Genomic DNA, 16773 nt, shown 5'->3' with positions numbered 1-16773 from the left:
TCACCTCTTCGCGTTCGGCAAACGGCTGACGGCCGGTCATGATGGCGCAGGCACGGCGGGGAAGGAAGGGGTCACGCAGAGCCACGGTGGCGGTGCGCCCCCGACGGCCCGCTACGGCACCACGGTCACCGGCCACCGACCGGCCTTGACCAGCCGTACCGCGACGGAGCCGACGATGCGGTGCCCGGCCTGCTCCGAGGCGCCGACGACCACCGCGTCGGCCTTGAGCTCGTCCGCCGCCTTCGTCAGCCCGCTGTAGGGGTCGCCGCGGAAGGTGTGGAACTCCCAGCGCACATCGAATATCCCCTTGTTCTGCTCGGTGGCGTGCCGGATCTGGGCGACCAGGTCCTCGGCGATCTCGTCCGTGGTCTCGGCCACCGGAGCGCCGAGCGCGGCGCCCGAGGCGAGCACCGGCTGGACGTACACCACGGCGAGCAGCGCGTGCTGTCGCCGGGCCAGACCTCCTGCGTACGCCGCGGCGCGCAGCGAGGAGTCGGAGCCGTCCACGCCGACGACGATGACCTTGGGCCCGTCCGTGCCCCGCTCGAACTGGTGCGCATGCTGTTCCGTCACGGCTGTGAGGCTATCGGAAGCCGCAGGTCCGGGCGGCATTCGGGACCCCGTCGACATGCGTGCGCAAGCTTTGCGGAAACGGGGCACCCGAAGGGCGGCCGCGAACGGGCAGCCGGCGGAGCCCGCCGCCGCCCTCGGCACCCGGCCTCGACGGAGGGGACGAGGCCGGGGCCGAAGCCGATCGGCCCCGTACGACGTCGTCCTGACGTTCCGCCATGCCGTTCGGAGCGTCTTCGCTGGGCCGGCCGGGTGTATTCGTGCCGCCGCACCGGTGTTGCTGAGGTGCGTCGGCCGTCCGCCGGGCGACTGATGAGTCATGACGAAGGATCAGTTGCTCACACGGCTGTCGTCCAAGGCGGCGGCGGTGCTCACGCGGCGCCGGGCCCTGCTGGCCGGCGCCGCCGCGGCCGGGGCCGCCGGCACGGCCGGAGTGCTCGCGGCCCTCACGGGCGAGGAGCCGGTCCGGCCGAAGCTCCCCGCCGCCGGCCCCCCGGCCCGTCGCGCGGCCAGGCCCTCGGCCTACCGCCTCCAGCCCCTGACCGGATTCGGTCCGCCGCACACCGCTCCCAGGAGGACACTCGTCCGCCACGAGCCGTTGCTGAAGGTGTCCGGGCGCGGCCGGACCATGGTGCTGACCTTCGACGACGGACCCGACCCCCGCTACACCCCGCACATCCTGGACACGCTCGCCGAGTACGACGTCCGCGCGATGTTCTTCGTGTGCGGGGAGATGGCGGCCTACAACCAGGACCTGCTGGCCCGGATGGCCGACGAGGGACACGTCGTCGGCAACCACACCTGGTCCCACCCGCTGCTCACCCGGCTCAGCCGCTCCCGCATCCGCTCCGAGATGGAACGCACCTCGGACGTCATCGAGGACGCCTACGGAGAGCGTCCCGCATGGTTCCGCGCTCCCTACGGTGCCTGGAACCGGGCCGCGTTCCAACTCGGCGCCGAACTCGGCATGGAACCCCTCGCCTGGACCGTCGACACCCTCGACTGGACCACCCCGGGCACCCGGCGCATCGTCGGCGCGGTGGAGAACGGCGCCGCCCCCGGCGTCGTGGTGCTCTCGCACGACGCCGGGGGCGACCGCTCCCAGAGTGTCCGGGCGCTGCGCGACTATCTGCCGCAACTTCTCGATTCCGGCTATCACATCACCGTCCCGCGACGGCAGTACGCATAGCCGGAACACGCCCGCCCGGTCGGGGACCGCTCAGCGGACCTCGACCAGGCGGGCGAAGGCGACGACATTGCCTGCGTAGCCGCTCTGCTTGGAGAAACCGCCCCCGCAGGTGATGACCCGCAATTCGGGGGTTCCCTTGGAGCCGTAGACACGGTCGCCGGGGAAATTGTTCTTCTCGAAGACCTCGATGCCGTAGATCTCGAAGATCGCCGTCTTCCCGTCCTGGCGCCTGATCTCGACGCGATTTCCCTTCTTCAGGGCCCCGAGTCCGTAGAACACGGCGGGGCCCTGTTTGTTGTCGACATGGCCGACGACCACCGCGGTGCCCTTCTCGCCGGGGGACACCGCGCCGGTGAACCAGCCGGCCAGGTTCGGGTCGTCCGGGGGCGGCGCGCCGACCCAGCCGTCCGGGTCCAGGCCGACCGGCGTCATCGGCGCGTCGACCCGGATCGCGGGGATGGAGACCCGGTCGGGCGCTGCGTACGGCAGGGGAGCGGGGGCGTTGCCGAAGGCGGTGCCGTGCACCCGGCTGTCCGCCGCGGCCGCCGACGCGGGCTGCGGCGGCCCGACGTCGAACTCCCCCGAACCGTTCCGAATGAGCGCGAGACCGGTCAGCAGAACAAGCGCTATCACGCCCCAGGGAGCGCGCTTCTTCCGCTGCTCCTCCTCTTCGGCCAGCTCGGCCAGCTCGGACGCAGACATTGACTTCCCCTCTCGACGCGGCCGTCGCCGCGTCATTCGCGCATACGAGAACGCTAAGTCCCGCGCACGAAACCGGCGACGGGGCAGCGGCGAACGGGTGGCTCCCGAACGCGGGTGGTGCGCCATCCGAGTTGCCGTGAACAGGAATTTTCTGACGGTCCGTGACCTGCGAAGATATCCGATTGTGCGCTTTTCGTTCGGCGTGTCCTCTCACCAGGACGGACCATTCTCGAAATGCGGGTCTGCGCACGGCGTCTGAGGGTCTTTCTGGGAGGCGTTTTCTCGCCGATCCACCGGGGACCGTTCCCGGGGCGTCTCCCGCGGAGGATTCACATGCGTACTACTCGTGCCCTGGCGGCCGCCGGCGCCGCGGTCGCCGTGCTCGGACTCGCCGCCCCTGCGGCCGTCGCGCGGGACGGCATGAACCTGAGCCCGAGCAATGTCGTCGCCCTTCCCAACGTCATCGCCCGGGGCGGCCAACTGACCATCACCGTCAACAACTGCACCGGCAACGCCACCGCGAGCTCGGACGCGTTCCGGACCATCAGGCTCAGGACCGGGGCCAACAACCTGGCGACGGGACGCGCCACGGTCAACCGCAACGCGGCCACCGGATCGCACAGCATCAGCGTGGTCTGCAGCAACGGCACCGTGATCAACCCCACGGCCTTCACCGTCATCGGCGGCGTCCGCGGCGGTCTCGGCGGCAGCACCTCCACCGGGGCCACCCCGACCGACATGGCCATCGGCGGCGGTCTGGTGGCGCTGGCCGTCATCGGCGGCGGGGTGTTCTGGATGCGCAGGCGGTCCGAGAGGCACATCTGATCCCCGTCCCCTCCGGAGAGCACGCCGCACGTGACACGGACCTCCGCCCCGGTTCCTCCCGGAAGGCCAGGCGGAGGTCCGTGTCACGTGCGGCGGAAAGAGCCGTCAGGCGCCGTCGTCGCCGCTGCGGCGACGGGAGAAGTGGTACGCCGCCCCGATCGAGCCCGCGATCAGCAGGGCACCCATGCCGAGTTCCTTGGCGTCGAACCCGGCGATGCTGCCGCCCGCACCGGCGTGCACACCCCGGTGGGGGTTGAGCGGCACCGGTGTGGGACCGGTCGGTCGGCCGCCCGCGATGGTCAGGCCCGTGGAGCCGCTCACGCCGTCGCAGGTGAACGTCACCCGGTAGACCGCGCCGGGTTTGGCGTCCCAGTCGACCCCCGCGGTGGCGTAGCTCTTGCGCGGCGGGATGATCACGGTGTCGAACACCGCCGAGGTGACCGTCGCGGAGCCCTTGCAGCCGTCGTGGTTCCGTTCCAGCAGCAGCGCCACCTGGCTGCCCGCGTCGACGGTCGAGGGCACGACGCTGAAGCCGAAGGGCGTGATGTCGGTGTCGCCCTTCGCCACGGCGGCCGGCGCGGAGAAGGTCAGGGCGGTCACGCCCAGCAGTGCGGCCGAAGCGACGCCTATCGCGCGCATGGTGGTTCCTCCGGTCCCCGAGGAGCAGCTGCGGAACTTTTTCCGCCTTGGTCAGAAATGCACCTCGATGACCGAAACGCTAGGAACAGGTGTACGTCTGCGCGATCCCTGTGGCTCCGAATGGGGCACGCGTGTGGGCCGCTCAGGGGACGCCGACGGCGTGTCGGACGTCCCCCGGCGGCATCCGTGGTGAAGAGCGGTCAGCCCTCGATGCCCGGGAAGAGGGCGAGGAACGGCTCCGCCGACGCCGTGATGCCCCGGCTGTAAGGGGCGTCGAAGTCCCAGATCAGGAAGAGCAGGAAGGCGATCAGCGCGGAGAACAGGCCCGCCAGGATCAGCTCGCGTGCCGTACGCCGGATCTGCAGCGCGAAGACCATGCCGATGGTGACGACACCGCCGCCCAGCAGACCGAACCAGACCACCCCGGGCATGGTGGGCTCGACCGAGTCCGCCCGGGCGTTGCGGGCCTGGTCCACCGCGGCCACCTGGTCGATGAGCGGCTGGTAGGCCTGGGCCTCGAAGTCGGTCTTCGGCTCGTAGGAGGTGACGTCCGTGCGGAGCCGGTCGAGGAGCTCGGTGCCTCGCTCGGTCATCCGGCGGTGGTCGGCCATCTCCTTCCACTCGGTGGTGACGACGTGTCCGACATAGGTGTTGACATCGGCCCGAATGCGGTCACGGACGTCGGACGGATAGACCTGGACCCGCTCCGAGATCTCGTGCAGTGCCTGAGCCTCCGTCTGGACGTGGTCCTGGGCGGCGCTGCGGGCCTCCCACACGCCCGCGATGGCCAGACCCAGCACGATGGCGTACACCACCCCGATCCACATCGTCATGTACTCGATGACGTCCGGGGTCTCGCTGGGATCCTCGTCCACGGGTGCCGCCTTGTGGCGGATGAGCGTGATGGCGACCACCACCGCGCACGCGGCCAGCATCGCGAGGATGAGAACAAGCCATTCCGGCAAGGGATGCCTCCAGGGTCGGCACTAGCGGGGCCGCAGGGCGGCCACGGCGACCACCGCGGGCGCGGTGATGAGCAGGACGTAGATCACGGGCGAGGTGGTGCTGTGCCTGGGCCGGTCGGGCGCCTTCGCGTGGTGGTAGGCCGGGTAGGCCACCGGAGGCGCGGAGGGGCCCGGGGCCGGCCTGGGCGGCGGCGTCCGTGTCGGGGGCGGGGTGGGAGTCGGGGTCGGGGTGGGCGCGGGGGGTGGTGTCGGGCGGGCCCGCGGTGGCGCCGGCTGTGGTGCAGGTGCGGGCGGCGGGGGTGGGGGAGGCGGCGGCTCCGGCGTCGGGGTGGGCCTGGGCTTCGGCGGCTTTCGCGTCGGCGGCGGCTTCGGCGTGGGTTCGGGAGACGGCGTCGGAGTGCAAGGGGGCTCTGGGGGAGTGGGGGTCGGGGTGGGCGTCGGCGTGGGAGTGGGGGTGGGGGTGGGTTTCGGGCAGGGCGGGGGAGTGGGCCACGTCTGGCTCCCGGCGACCGCCACCACCTCGGCACCGTCGGGGCCGACCGAGGCGTAGGCACAGGCATCCGCCTCGGCCACCCCGGCCGTGGGGCCGATGAGCGCCCACGCCAAGGCGAGCAGGGCCAACGCACGTATGGCGGTGCCGGATTGGGGTGATTCGGGTCGATGCACGACGGAGATCATGAGGCCTGCCGCGCCGCCACACGCGCGGGCGCGGAGAGATTGCTCCGAAGGAGGGATAAAAGGCCGCTCGATGTTTGAATCCCGGGCGCTCGCCCGTCCGATAAGGCGTACGTCTGTGCGGTCTGAGGCGGGTGTGGTCACAGCTTCCGGAAAGAAATGTGGGGGACGGTTGAACACAACCCCTGCTCCGGTGCGTATCCAATGTCGTGCGGCGGCGCAGCAGGGCGCTGCAACACCCTTTTGGATTTTGGGGAGTTGACGATGAAGACCTCCTGGCGGAGCGCCTCACTCATGGCAAGCGCCGCGGCGGTGCTGGCGCTGACGACGGCGTGCGGCCAGGAAGGCGGCACCTCGTCCGTGGGCAGCCAGAACGTCGGAGCCACGGCTGCGGCGGGCGGTTACGGCGGTGTCGGCTCCGGTGTCGGAACCGGTACCAGCCCCAGCCCCACGGTGAGTTCGCCCGCGGTCGGCCAGGGGAACCTGGGTGCCCAGTCGGCCTCGGCCGGCAAGTTGCAGGTTTCCGCGAACGCCGAGCTCGGGGACGTGCTGACCGACGCCACCGGCCTCAGCCTCTACCGCTTCGACGAGGACACCGCCGAGCCGCCGAAGTCGAACTGCAACGGCGACTGTGCGACGGCCTGGCCGCCGGTGCCCGCGGACGACGCCTCGGCCGGTGCCGGCATCGACAAGGCGCTGCTCGGTGAGGTGACCCGGGCCGACGGCAGCAAGCAGCTGACCATCGGCGGCTGGCCGGCCTACCGCTATGCCAAGGACACCAAGGCCGGCGATCTGACCGGCCAGGGCGTGGGCGGCAAGTGGTACGCGCTGGCGCCCAACGGCAAGAAGGCCTCGGTCGCCAGCCTGCCCGGACTGTCCACGCGCAACGACCCCAAGCTGGGCGAGATCGTCGTCGACAAGAACGGCATGACGGTCTACCGCTTCGCCAAGGACAAGGCCTGGCCCAAGCCCGTCTCCAACTGCCTCGGAGCCTGCCTGGAGAAGTGGCCGGCCGTCGCCCCCGTGTCGTCGAACGACACCAAGGGCGTCCAGAAGAAGGGCCTGATGAGCTTCACCCGTTCCGACGGCGTCGCGCAGCAGACGGTCAACTGCTCGCCCATCTACACCTTCGCGGCCGACAAGCAGCCCGGCGACACCAACGGCCAGGGCGTCGGCGGCACCTGGTACGCCGTCCGTCCCGACGGAAAGATGGTCGGCGTCTCCGACAAGTGACACCGGCCTCACCGCTCCACCGGTCCGACCCCTCCGCGCCGCACGGAGGGGTCGGACCGGTTTTGGCGTCACTCCCCCCAACTCACCGCGACTCGACGCCCGTTCGGGAACCGTCCGGAGTGGGGTGGCTACGGTGCGTAGGAAATCCACAGCCTGCTCCGAGCGGCACGTGCCGCAGGCAGTGACCGGGAACGGACGGTCAATTTCCGTTTCTGCTCGCTCCATTGGCGGGCGATCAGTAGCCTCAGCTCGAACACCGGATCGCCTACGCCTTGGAGAGATACATGGAGCGTCCCGCCTGGGCACCGCGGAGCATCGACATCTCGGTGCCGAGCGTCGCGCGTATCTACGACTTCTACCTGGGCGGTTCGCACAACTTCGAGGCCGACCGGGAGGCGGCCCGCAGGGTCATGGAGTTCGCGCCGGGGCTGCCGAAGACCATGCAGGCGAACCGGGCGTTCCTGCGGCGGGCGGTGCGGTTCGCCGCGGACGAGGGCATCACCCAGTTCCTGGACATCGGTTCCGGCATCCCGACCTTCGGCCCCGTCCACGAGGTGGCCCAGAGCGCCCGCCCCGGCGCCCGTGTCGTCTACGTCGACCACGACCCGGTGGCCGTCGCACACAGCCAGGCGGTCCTGGAGGGCAACCCGGACGCGGGCGTCGTCGCGGCGGACCTCCGTAAGCCCCAGGAGATCCTTGCGAACCCCGAGGTCCAGGGCCTGATCGACCTGAACCGGCCGGTGGCGCTGCTTCTCGTTGCCATACTGCACTTCGTGGAAGACGCGGACGACCCGTACCAAGCGGTGGCCGAGCTGCGCGACGCGCTCGCGCCCGGCAGCCTTCTGGTGCTCACGCACGCCTCGTACGAGGGCATGCCGCTTCCGCCGGAGCGGGCCGAAGGCGCGGTGGACGTGTACAAGGACATTCGCAACCCGCTGATCATGCGCTCGCGCGACGAGATCGCGCGGTTCTTCGAGGGGTACGACATGGTGGAACCGGGACTGGTGTCGCCGCCGCGGTGGCGGCCCGATTCGGCGACCTGGGACCCCGACGACGAGGATCCGTGGGCCTTCACGGGGTTCGCCGGCGTGGGGCGTTCCGCGTGATCGCCGAGCCGGACGGGCCGGAGGACAGACTGCGCCGGTTCGCGACGATCTGGAGCCGGGCCGTGTTCCCGGTGACGTCGACGTCCGCGACCCGGCCTGAGTTCGAGAAGCAACTGCTGCCGCTGGCCCGCCGGTTGAGCGAGGCACTCGCGGCCAGGACCGTCGACACGGACCAGGGCCGGGCGGTCGGCGCCGCCCTCGTCGACGCGCACTGCACGGATCCGGAGGCACTGACCCGGTCCCTGGACTGCGTCGACGCCTATCTGGTCCTCTACTGCGGCGGCGACGGCGACCGCGAGGACCTGCGGTCCCGGTCCGCCCGCCTCCAGCACGCCATGGCCGCCGGGTTCGCGCAGGCGCTGCGCGAGCGGACGCTGGCCGAGCAGGAGGCCATCGCGCGGGCCGCCCTCGAGGCGCAGGGCGTGGTGGCGCAGGCGCTGCACGCGACCGAGGCACGGTTCCGTGCCGTGTTCGAGGGCGCGGCCATAGGGATCGGCATCGCCGACCTGGACGGCAACATCCTCCAGGTCAACGGCGCGCTGCTGCGCATGTTCGGCATCACCGACCAGACGATGCGCGGCCGCAGGGTCCAGGAGTGGACCCACCCCGAGGACGCCCCGCAGACCTGGACGCTCTACGACGAACTCGTCCGCGGCGAGCGCGAGCACTACCACCTCGAAAAGGCCTTCTACCGCCCGGACGGAACGGTCCTGTGGACCAACCTGACGGTCTCCCTGCTGCGCGACGCCGACGGCGTCCCGCAGTACCAGCTGGCCCTCATGGAGGACACCACCGAGCGCCGGCTGCTCAACCTCCGGCTGCGCTACGAGGCCACGCACGACGCCCTCACCGGGCTGCCCAACCGCACCCTGTTCTTCGAACGCCTGGAGAAGGCGCTCAGCGCCGGCGAGGGCCAGCGGTTCGGCCTGTGCTACCTCGACCTGGACGGCTTCAAGACCATCAACGACAGCCTCGGCCACGCGGCCGGCGACCGGCTGCTCGTCGAGGTCGCCGACCGGCTCCAGTCCTGCGCGACCGCGCCGGGTGAGATGGTCGCCCGCCTCGGCGGTGACGAGTTCGTGGCGCTGACCACCGGCCCGGACACCGAGAGCGAGGTCGACGACCTCGCGGCACGCATCATGAACGTGTTGCTCGCCCCGGTCCGTATCGACGGCCGGGAGCTGACCGTGCGCGGCAGCATCGGCATCGTCGAGGGCCCGGCGGGGGAGCGGGGCCCCGCGGAGGTGCTGCGCAGCGCCGACATCACGATGTACCGGGCCAAGTCGGCGGGCGGCAACCGCTTCGAGCTGGCCGATCCGGAGGCCGACGCCCGCGCCATCACCCGGCACGGGCTGACCACGCAGCTTCCCGCGGCCCTGGAGCGCGGTGAGTTCTTCATCGAGTACCAGCCGCTGGTGCACCTCGGCGACGGCAGCGTGCGAGGCGCCGAGGCGCTGGTGCGCTGGCTGCACCCGCAGCACGGCGTCCTCGGCCCCGACCGGTTCATCCCGCTCGCCGAGCACACCGGGCTGATCGTGCCCCTCGGCCGCTGGGTCCTGGAGCAGTCGGTGCGCCAGGCCCGTGAGTGGCGAGAACGGTACGGCGAGGACGCGGCGGGCGGCCCGCTCCGCATCAACGTCAACCTCTCGCCCTGCCAGCTCACCCATCCCGGCCTGGTCCAGGACACGGTGGACATCCTGGAGCGCACCGGCGTCGACCCGGACGCGCTCTGCCTCGAAGTCACGGAGTCGGCCCTCATCGGCGCCGACGACGATCTGCTCAAGCCGCTGCGCCGACTCGCCGAGATGGGCGTCGACATCGCCCTGGACGACTTCGGCACCGGGTACTCGAACCTGGCGAACCTGCGCCGTCTCCCGGTCAGCGTCCTCAAGCTGGACCGCTCCTTCACCCAGAGCATGCAGCAGTTCCCCGCCGATCCCGTCGACCTCAAGATCGTCGAGGGGATCGTCTCGCTCGCGCACGGCCTGAACCTGGCGGTGACGGTCGAGGGGGTCGAAACCGGGGCCCAGGCCGAACAGTTGCGGATACTGGGCTGCGACACGGCCCAGGGCTGGTACTACGCCCGTCCGGGCCCACCGGAGCGGCTGCACCAGCTGGCACTGGTGGACGCGACGGGCTGAGCGGGCGTACGGGCGGCGGCGTCGGCCTGGTCGGAGGTGCTGGTGCGGTGGGCGCGCCGCCGCCTGCGGAGGGACTGATCCGCCGTCGCCTTCCGGTGGCCCGGCGCTCAGCCATCCGCCGGACGTGCAGGCGCCCGCGCACCCGGCCGGCACCATCGGCGCCGCGCCCACCACGAGATCCGCCGCCCCGTGCGGAAAGACCTCACGGTGCGACCGCTCAGCGCTCCAGGAGCATCCGCTGCAACTCCCGTGCCGCCCGCGGCGGAGCCACATCGCTGCGGTGGGCCAGCGCGATCGTCCGGTGCAGGCCGGGCCGGGCGAGCGGGGTGACCCGCAGCCCCCGCCCGGAGCGCGTGGCGACCATGCGCGGTACGACGGCCACGCCCAGGCCCGCCCGGACGAAGCCGAGGACCGCGTCCATCTCCCCGCCCTCCACCGCGAAGTCCGGCTCGAAGCCCTCGGCACGGCACGCGGCCACCGTCAGTTCGCGCAGGTCGTAGCCGTGCCGGAACATCACCAGCGGCTCGCTCTCCAGGTCGGCGATGCGCACGGTACGGCGGCCCGGGCCACCGGGTGCGGGCGACTCCGGCGAGGAGACGACGACCAGGTCCTCGCGCAACAGCTCCACCGTCGTCAGCGCCGGGGACGGCGACGGCAGCGGGAGCACCACCAGGGCCAGGTCGAGAGCACCGCGTGCGAGTTCGCGTACGAGATCGTGGGAGCCGCCCTCCTCGATCATCAGCCGGATGCCGGGATAGCGGTCGTGGAAAGCGCGCAGCACGTCCGGCAGCAGGCCGGTGCACAGGCTCGGGGTCGCGCCGAGCCGGACCCGGCCGCTGCGCAGCTGCACCAGCTCCTGCACCTCGTGCCGGGCCGTGTCCGCGTCCGCCAGGATGCGGCGGGCCAGCGGCAGCAGGGCCTCGCCCGCGTCGGTGAGGGTGATGTTGCCGCGCGCCCGCAGGAAGAGATCGGCCCCGAGCTCCCGCTCCAGCGCCTTGATCTGCTGGGACAGGGACGGCTGCGCGACATGGACGAGGTCGGCGGCGCGGGTGAAGTGCCGGGTCTCGGCGACCGCCACGAAGTACTGGAGCTGCTGGAACTGCACCCCCCTACGATAGCTGTTCCCTATGGAATCGAGCCGGACCATGTCTTGGACCGATCGGGTCCTTCAGCTCTAGCGTCTTGACCCATGGCTCTGGCAACGCGGACGGACCGACGGCCGTCCATGGCACGCACCGTGTGGGACAGCTCCGTCGGCAAGAAGACCGTGATGGCCGTCAGCGGACTGATCATGCTGCTGTACCTGGTCGTCCACATGATCGGCAACCTGAAGATCTTCTTCGGAGCGGGCGAGTTCAACCACTACGCGCACTGGCTGCGCACGGTCGGCGAACCGTTCATGCACTACGAGTGGACGCTGTGGCTCATCCGGATCGTGCTGGTGCTCGCCGTCGTCGCACACGCCACCTCGGCGTACCAGCTCAGCCGCCGCGACATCCGGGCGCGGCCCAGCAAGTACGTCCACAGGAGGCCCCGGGCGAGCTACGCGACCCGCACCATGCGCTGGGGCGGGATCATCCTCGGCCTGTTCATCGTGTGGCACCTCCTCGACCTGACGACCGGCACCGTGCACTCCGGCGGCTTCCAGGAGGGCCACCCGTACCAGAACGTCGTGGACACCTTCTCCACCTGGTACGGCAACGTCATCTACATCGTCGCGATGCTCGCCCTCGGCCTGCACGTCCGGCACGGCTTCTGGAGCGCCGCGCAGACCCTCGGCGTCGGCACCCGCGACCGCGCCCTCAAGACCGTCGCGAACGTCCTCGCACTGCTGCTCACGGCCGGCTTCATCGCCGTACCCGTGGGTGTCATGACCGGAGTGGTGAGCTGAACATGACCTACGTCGACTACCCGACCGGCGCGCCGCTGACCGACGGCAAGGCTCCTTCCGGGCCCATCAACGAGCGGTGGGACACACGCCGTTTCGAGGCCAAGCTGGTCAACCCCGCCAACCGGCGCAAGCACACGGTGATCGTGGTGGGCACAGGTCTCGCGGGCGGCTCGGCGGGCGCCACGCTCGCCGAACAGGGCTACCACGTCGTCCAGTTCTGCTACCAGGACTCCCCGCGCCGCGCCCACTCCATCGCCGCGCAGGGCGGCATCAACGCGGCCAAGAACTACCGCAACGACGGCGACTCGATCCACCGGCTGTTCTACGACACCGTCAAGGGCGGCGACTTCAGGGCGCGCGAGTCCAACGTGCACCGCCTGGCGCAGATCTCGGTCGAGATCATCGACCAGTGCGTGGCGCAGGGCGTGCCGTTCGCGCGGGAGTACGGCGGTCTCCTCGACACCCGCTCCTTCGGCGGTGTGCAGGTCTCCCGGACCTTCTACGCCCGCGGCCAGACGGGCCAGCAGCTGCTGCTCGGCGCCTATCAGGCCCTCAGCAGGCAGATCGCCGCCGGGAACATCGAGATGCATCCGCGTACCGAGATGCTCGACCTGATCGTCGTGGACGGACGGGCGCGCGGGATCGTGGCCCGGGACCTGGTCACCGGGCGCATCGACACCTACTTCGCGGACGCCGTGGTGCTGGCCTCCGGTGGCTACGGCAACGTCTTCTACCTGTCGACGAACGCCATGAACTCCAACGCGACGGCCGTCTGGCGGGCCCATCGCCGCGGCGCCCTCTTCGCCAACCCCTGCTTCACCCAGATCCATCCGACCTGCATCCCGCGCACCGGCGACCACCAGTCCAAGCTGACTTTGATGAGCGAGTCGCTGCGCAACGACGGCCGGATCTGGGTACCGAAGGCCAAGGGCGACACCCGGCCGCCGAACAGGATCCCCGAGGACGAGCGCGACTACTACCTGGAGCGCATCTACCCCTCCTTCGGCAACCTCGTCCCACGCGACATCGCCTCCCGCGCCGCGAAGAACGTCTGCGACGAGGGCAGGGGAGTGGGACCGGGCGGACAGGGCGTCTACCTCGACTTCGCCGACGCCATCGAGCGGATGGGACGCAAGGCCGTCGAGGCGAAGTACGGCAACCTCTTCGACATGTACCAGCGGATCACCGACGAGGATCCGTACGAGGTACCGATGCGGATCTACCCCGCCGTGCACTACACGATGGGCGGACTGTGGGTCGACTACGACCTCCAGACCACCATCCCCGGCCTGTTCGCGATCGGCGAGGCCAACTTCTCCGACCACGGCGCGAACCGCCTCGGCGCCTCCGCGCTGATGCAGGGCCTCGCCGACGGCTACTTCGTGCTGCCGGCCACCATCAACGACTACCTCGCCCGCAACCCCCACCAGGACCCGGTGACCGACCAACACCCCGCGGTGCAGGAGGTGTTGGCGGAGACCGAGGACCGGATCAACCTGCTCCTCGCCGTCGACGGCGACCGCACGCCGGACTCCTTCCACCGCGAGGTCGGTGAACTCATGTGGGAGTTCTGCGGGATGGCGCGCACCGACTCCGGTCTGCGCAAGGCACTGGAGCGCATTCCGCAGATCCGCGAGGAGTTCTGGCGGCGCATCAAGGTCCCCGGCACCGGCGCGGAGTTCAACCAGTCGCTGGAGAAGGCGAACCGCGTCGTCGACTACCTGGAGCTCGCCGAGCTGATGTGCCTCGACGCGCTGCACCGCGCCGAGTCCTGCGGCGGCCACTTCCGCGAGGAGTCCCAGACGCCCGACGGCGAAGCCGCCCGCAGGGACGAGGAGTTCGCCTACGCGGCGGCCTGGGAGTTCACCGGTACCGGCGAGGCACCCGTCCTGCACAAGGAAGACCTGGTCTTCGAGTACGTCCACCCCACTCAGCGGAGCTACGCATGAAGCTCACCCTGCGCGTCTGGCGGCAGAAGAACGCCGACGCCGACGGCGCCATGTCCACGTACGAGGTGGACGGCATCTCGTCCGACATGTCCTTCCTGGAGATGCTGGACACCCTCAACGAGGAGCTCATTCTGCGCGGTGAGGATCCGGTGGCCTTCGACCACGACTGCCGTGAGGGCATCTGCGGCGCGTGCTCGCTGGTCATCAACGGCGACGCGCACGGACCGGAGCGCACGACCACCTGCCAGTTGCACATGCGGTCCTTCTCGGACGGCGACACCATCGACGTGGAGCCGTGGCGGGCGTCCGCGTTCCCGGTGATCAAGGACCTGGTCGTGGACCGGTCGGCCCTCGACCGGATCATCCAGGCCGGGGGATACATCACGGCGCCCACCGGGTCGGCTCCGGAGGCACATGCCACGCCGGTGCCCAAGCCTGACGCCGACTCCGCCTTCGAGCACGCCGAGTGCATCGGGTGCGGGGCGTGTGTCGCCGCGTGTCCCAATGGGGCGGCGATGCTGTTCACCTCGGCCAAGGTCAACCATCTGAACGTGCTGCCACAGGGGGCACCGGAGCGGGAGACCAGGGTCCTCGACATGGTGGAGCAGATGGACGAGGAGGGCTTCGGCGGCTGCACGCTGGCCGGCGAGTGCGCGACCGCCTGTCCCAAGGGGATCCCGCTGGTCTCCATCACCAGCATGAACAAGGAGTGGCTGCGGGCGACCCGGAAGGTCGCCAGGCGCTGAGAGACGTTCGCCGACAAGGTGCGGACGGGTGGGGCCGGACGTGGTGCTCAGGTCCGGCCCCGCCAGGGTGTCCAGAAGCGGTCGCCTCCCCCCGGTCACCGCCGGGACACCGGCCGGTCGACGGAGTCGGAGGCCCCGGACACCTTGCCCGAGCCGTTCAACCACCGCACATCCGGGCTCTCGGAACCCGTCACGTACACGCCAACCGGCGTCGGGAGAACAGGGACAGCGGCACCGCTCGCCGCCTCCGCCTGTGACCTGGAGAGTGCCATGACCGGCGTTTCCACCCTCGACCGACCCGCGCAGAGCGTCGCCCCCACCCGCTACACCGTGACCCTGGCCCGCGACGAGGCCGACGTACGGGCCGCGCAGCGGCTGCGGCACGACGTGTTCGCCGGGGAGATGGGCGCCCTCCTGCCCACCCCGGAACCCGGCCTCGACGTCGACGGCTTCGACGCCCACTGCGACCACCTGCTCGTCCGTGACACCGTCACCGGCCAGGTCGTCGGCACCTACCGGCTGCTGCCCCCGGAGCGCGCCGCGGTGGCCGGACGCCTGTACTCCGAGGGCGAGTTCGACCTCACGCCGCTCGACGCGATCCGCCCGGGACTCGTCGAGGTCGGCCGCTCCTGCGTGCACCCCGACCACCGCGACGGGGCTGTGATCGGCCTCATCTGGGCCGGGATCGCCCGCTACATGGTGGACCGCGGCCACGACTGGCTGGCGGGCTGCTGCTCCATCCCGCTCGCCGACGGCGGCGCGCTCGCGGCCGGCACCTGGGACCGGGTGCGCACCAAGTACCTGGCCCCCGAGGAGTTCCGGGTACGGCCCCTGCTGCCCTGGGAGCCCGCGGAGGGCACGCCCGCCGCCCACACCGAACTCCCCCCGCTGCTGCGCGGTTACCTCCGCCTCGGCGCCTGGGTGTGCGGACAGCCCGCCCACGACCCGGACTTCGGGGTCGCCGACATGTACGTGCTCCTGTCGATGCGCCGGGTCAACGCCCGGTATCTTCGGCACTTCCTCTCGCTCGTCCCGGCCTGATGAGCGTCTGGCTGCCCAGCGCGCCCTGCACCCCGGGGTCGTGCCTGGAGCGGACGGGGTCCGCCACGGCCGTACCCCGCGCCGTGCTGCGGCTCCTCGCGGTCACGGCGGTCCTGCTCGCCGGGATCGCCCTGCTGCCGGCCGGCCGGTGGATTCCGGCCGGCGCGGTCAGGTGGTGGTGCCGGGCGGTGGTGCGGGCCTCGGGGGTCCGGGTCCGCATGTCCGGCACCAACGCACCCGCGGGCGGTGTGCTCCTGGTCGCCAACCACATCTCCTGGCTGGACATCCCGCTGCTGGCCGCCGTACGCCCTGCCCGGATGCTCGCCAAATCCGAGATCCGCCGGTGGCCCGTGGCGGGTTGGCTGACGGCCCGCAGCGGCGCGCTGTTCATCGAGCGCGACCGGCTGCGTGTCCTCCCGGACACGGTCGCCCGCATCGCCGCAGCGCTGCGCGGGGGCGCCGCGGTGGCCGTCTTCCCCGAGGGCAGCACCTGGTGCGGCCGCGCCCAGGGTCACTTCCGGCGCGCGGTGTTCCAGGCGGCCCTGGACGCCGGGGTGCCCGTCCAGCCGGTGAGCCTGCGCTACCGGCTCGTCGACGGCGGGTCCAGCACCGCCCCCGCCTTCATCGGCGACGACTCGCTGCTCACCTCGGTGTGGCGGGTGGTGTCGGCACGGGGGTTGCTGGCCGAGGTGGAGGTCCCGTCCCCGGTCACCCCGGACAGCCACCCCGACCGCCGCTCGCTGGCCCGCGCGGCACAGTTGCGCGCGTGCCACGGGCGGACGGGGGAGCACGCGGGGGCTGACGCCCGGTTGGCCACGGCACCGAGTTCCGCGCCGCCGACGGAGACCGATCGCCTCTGATCCGCTGAGCGACGGCACCGCGCGCCGAGGCGCCGGGCTTCGTAGCGCCGGGGGCCGGGGACAGGCGTCCGTGCCAGGCGCCGTGCAGCACTGTCCTCGGACTCGGCCGCGTCTTCCCGCACCTCTGTCGCCGATTCCCGTGCCGGGTGGCCGGGTCTCGTAGCGCCGGGGCCGGGGCCGGGGCCGGGGTCAGGCGTCCGCGTCCTGCGTCCGCAGCAGGCGGGGCGCCATGTCGGACTCG

At 71.3% G+C, this 16773-nt stretch carries 16 protein-coding genes; 10 read left to right on the top strand and 6 right to left on the bottom strand.

The window, feature by feature from the left end:
- Positions 1 to 111: 111 nt before the first annotated feature.
- Positions 112 to 573 (bottom strand): universal stress protein, encoded by a 462-nt coding sequence (locus ABZT02_RS17305; RefSeq protein ID WP_355733540.1) that lies wholly within the window; start codon positions 571 to 573, stop codon positions 112 to 114.
- A 316-nt stretch (positions 574 to 889) separates the two neighbouring features.
- Here ABZT02_RS17305 and ABZT02_RS17300 point away from each other — a divergent pair, with 316 nt between their 5' ends.
- On the top strand, positions 890 to 1759 hold the full coding sequence (locus tag ABZT02_RS17300; protein ID WP_356018704.1) for a polysaccharide deacetylase family protein: 870 nt from the start codon (positions 890 to 892) through the stop codon (positions 1757 to 1759).
- Between the two features lie 30 nt (positions 1760 to 1789).
- Here the strand turns inward: ABZT02_RS17300 and ABZT02_RS17295 are convergent, their stop codons facing one another.
- The gene (locus ABZT02_RS17295; protein ID WP_356018702.1) at positions 1790 to 2461 is read right to left on the bottom strand and encodes a class F sortase; all 672 of its coding nucleotides are present in this window, start codon (positions 2459 to 2461) and stop codon (positions 1790 to 1792) included.
- A gap of 333 nt (positions 2462 to 2794) precedes the next feature.
- Here ABZT02_RS17295 and ABZT02_RS17290 point away from each other — a divergent pair, with 333 nt between their 5' ends.
- Entirely contained in the window at positions 2795 to 3286 is a 492-nt protein-coding gene (locus ABZT02_RS17290; RefSeq protein WP_356018701.1) for a hypothetical protein, read from the top strand.
- A gap of 105 nt (positions 3287 to 3391) precedes the next feature.
- On the opposite strand, the gene ABZT02_RS17285 is transcribed toward ABZT02_RS17290, so the two are convergent.
- The 3 genes from ABZT02_RS17285 to ABZT02_RS17275 all read right to left on the bottom strand — a co-directional run bounded on the left by ABZT02_RS17285 (position 3392) and on the right by ABZT02_RS17275 (position 5043).
- Positions 3392 to 3925 carry a hypothetical protein gene (locus ABZT02_RS17285; protein WP_356018700.1) on the bottom strand — a complete coding sequence of 178 codons (534 nt, stop codon included), beginning with the start codon at positions 3923 to 3925 and terminating at the stop codon, positions 3392 to 3394.
- Positions 3926 to 4125: 200 nt separating this feature from the next.
- Positions 4126 to 4890, bottom strand: coding sequence for a DUF4239 domain-containing protein (locus tag ABZT02_RS17280; protein ID WP_356018699.1), 765 nt, complete (start codon positions 4888 to 4890; stop codon positions 4126 to 4128).
- 21 nt (positions 4891 to 4911) lie between these two features.
- On the bottom strand, positions 4912 to 5043 hold the full coding sequence (locus ABZT02_RS17275; protein ID WP_356018698.1) for a hypothetical protein: 132 nt from the start codon (positions 5041 to 5043) through the stop codon (positions 4912 to 4914).
- A 786-nt stretch (positions 5044 to 5829) separates the two neighbouring features.
- Between ABZT02_RS17275 and ABZT02_RS17270 the strand changes: the two genes are divergently transcribed.
- From ABZT02_RS17270 to ABZT02_RS17260, 3 genes are all read left to right on the top strand, one after another.
- Positions 5830 to 6798, top strand: a complete 969-nt coding sequence (locus ABZT02_RS17270; RefSeq protein ID WP_356018697.1) for an SCO0930 family lipoprotein — start codon at positions 5830 to 5832, stop codon at positions 6796 to 6798.
- A 284-nt stretch (positions 6799 to 7082) separates the two neighbouring features.
- Positions 7083 to 7904 (top strand): SAM-dependent methyltransferase, encoded by an 822-nt coding sequence (locus ABZT02_RS17265; protein ID WP_356018695.1) that lies wholly within the window; start codon positions 7083 to 7085, stop codon positions 7902 to 7904.
- Positions 7901 to 10045 carry an EAL domain-containing protein gene (locus ABZT02_RS17260; protein WP_356018694.1) on the top strand — a complete coding sequence of 715 codons (2145 nt, stop codon included), beginning with the start codon at positions 7901 to 7903 and terminating at the stop codon, positions 10043 to 10045. The genes ABZT02_RS17265 and ABZT02_RS17260 overlap by 4 nt, the downstream gene beginning before the upstream one ends.
- Positions 10046 to 10262: 217 nt before the next feature.
- Here the strand turns inward: ABZT02_RS17260 and ABZT02_RS17255 are convergent, their stop codons facing one another.
- The gene (locus ABZT02_RS17255; protein ID WP_356018692.1) at positions 10263 to 11150 is read right to left on the bottom strand and encodes a LysR substrate-binding domain-containing protein; all 888 of its coding nucleotides are present in this window, start codon (positions 11148 to 11150) and stop codon (positions 10263 to 10265) included.
- A gap of 120 nt (positions 11151 to 11270) precedes the next feature.
- On the opposite strand from ABZT02_RS17255, the gene ABZT02_RS17250 reads away from it, so the two are divergent.
- From ABZT02_RS17250 to ABZT02_RS17230, 5 genes are all read left to right on the top strand, one after another.
- The gene (locus tag ABZT02_RS17250) at positions 11271 to 11936 is read left to right on the top strand and encodes a succinate dehydrogenase (RefSeq protein ID WP_356018691.1); all 666 of its coding nucleotides are present in this window, start codon (positions 11271 to 11273) and stop codon (positions 11934 to 11936) included.
- Positions 11937 to 11938: 2 nt separating this feature from the next.
- A complete protein-coding gene (locus ABZT02_RS17245; RefSeq protein WP_356018690.1) occupies positions 11939 to 13885 on the top strand; it encodes a fumarate reductase/succinate dehydrogenase flavoprotein subunit in 1947 nt (648 codons plus the stop codon).
- Entirely contained in the window at positions 13882 to 14631 is a 750-nt protein-coding gene (locus tag ABZT02_RS17240; RefSeq protein ID WP_356018689.1) for a succinate dehydrogenase/fumarate reductase iron-sulfur subunit, read from the top strand. The genes ABZT02_RS17245 and ABZT02_RS17240 overlap by 4 nt, the downstream gene beginning before the upstream one ends.
- Before the next feature lie 270 nt (positions 14632 to 14901).
- Positions 14902 to 15672: a GNAT family N-acyltransferase gene (locus ABZT02_RS17235; protein WP_356018688.1), complete on the top strand. Its 771-nt coding sequence runs from the start codon at positions 14902 to 14904 to the stop codon at positions 15670 to 15672.
- Complete coding sequence (locus tag ABZT02_RS17230; RefSeq protein ID WP_356018686.1) at positions 15672 to 16532, top strand: lysophospholipid acyltransferase family protein; 861 nt, start codon at positions 15672 to 15674, stop codon at positions 16530 to 16532. Before ABZT02_RS17235 ends, ABZT02_RS17230 begins: the two co-directional genes overlap by 1 nt.
- The last annotated feature ends 241 nt before the right edge of the window (positions 16533 to 16773 follow it).

The sequence above is a fragment of the Streptomyces sp. NPDC005402 genome (assembly GCF_040606575.1).
Classification (GTDB): domain Bacteria; phylum Actinomycetota; class Actinomycetes; order Streptomycetales; family Streptomycetaceae; genus Streptomyces.
This window is presented reverse-complemented; position numbering and strand designations above follow the sequence as displayed.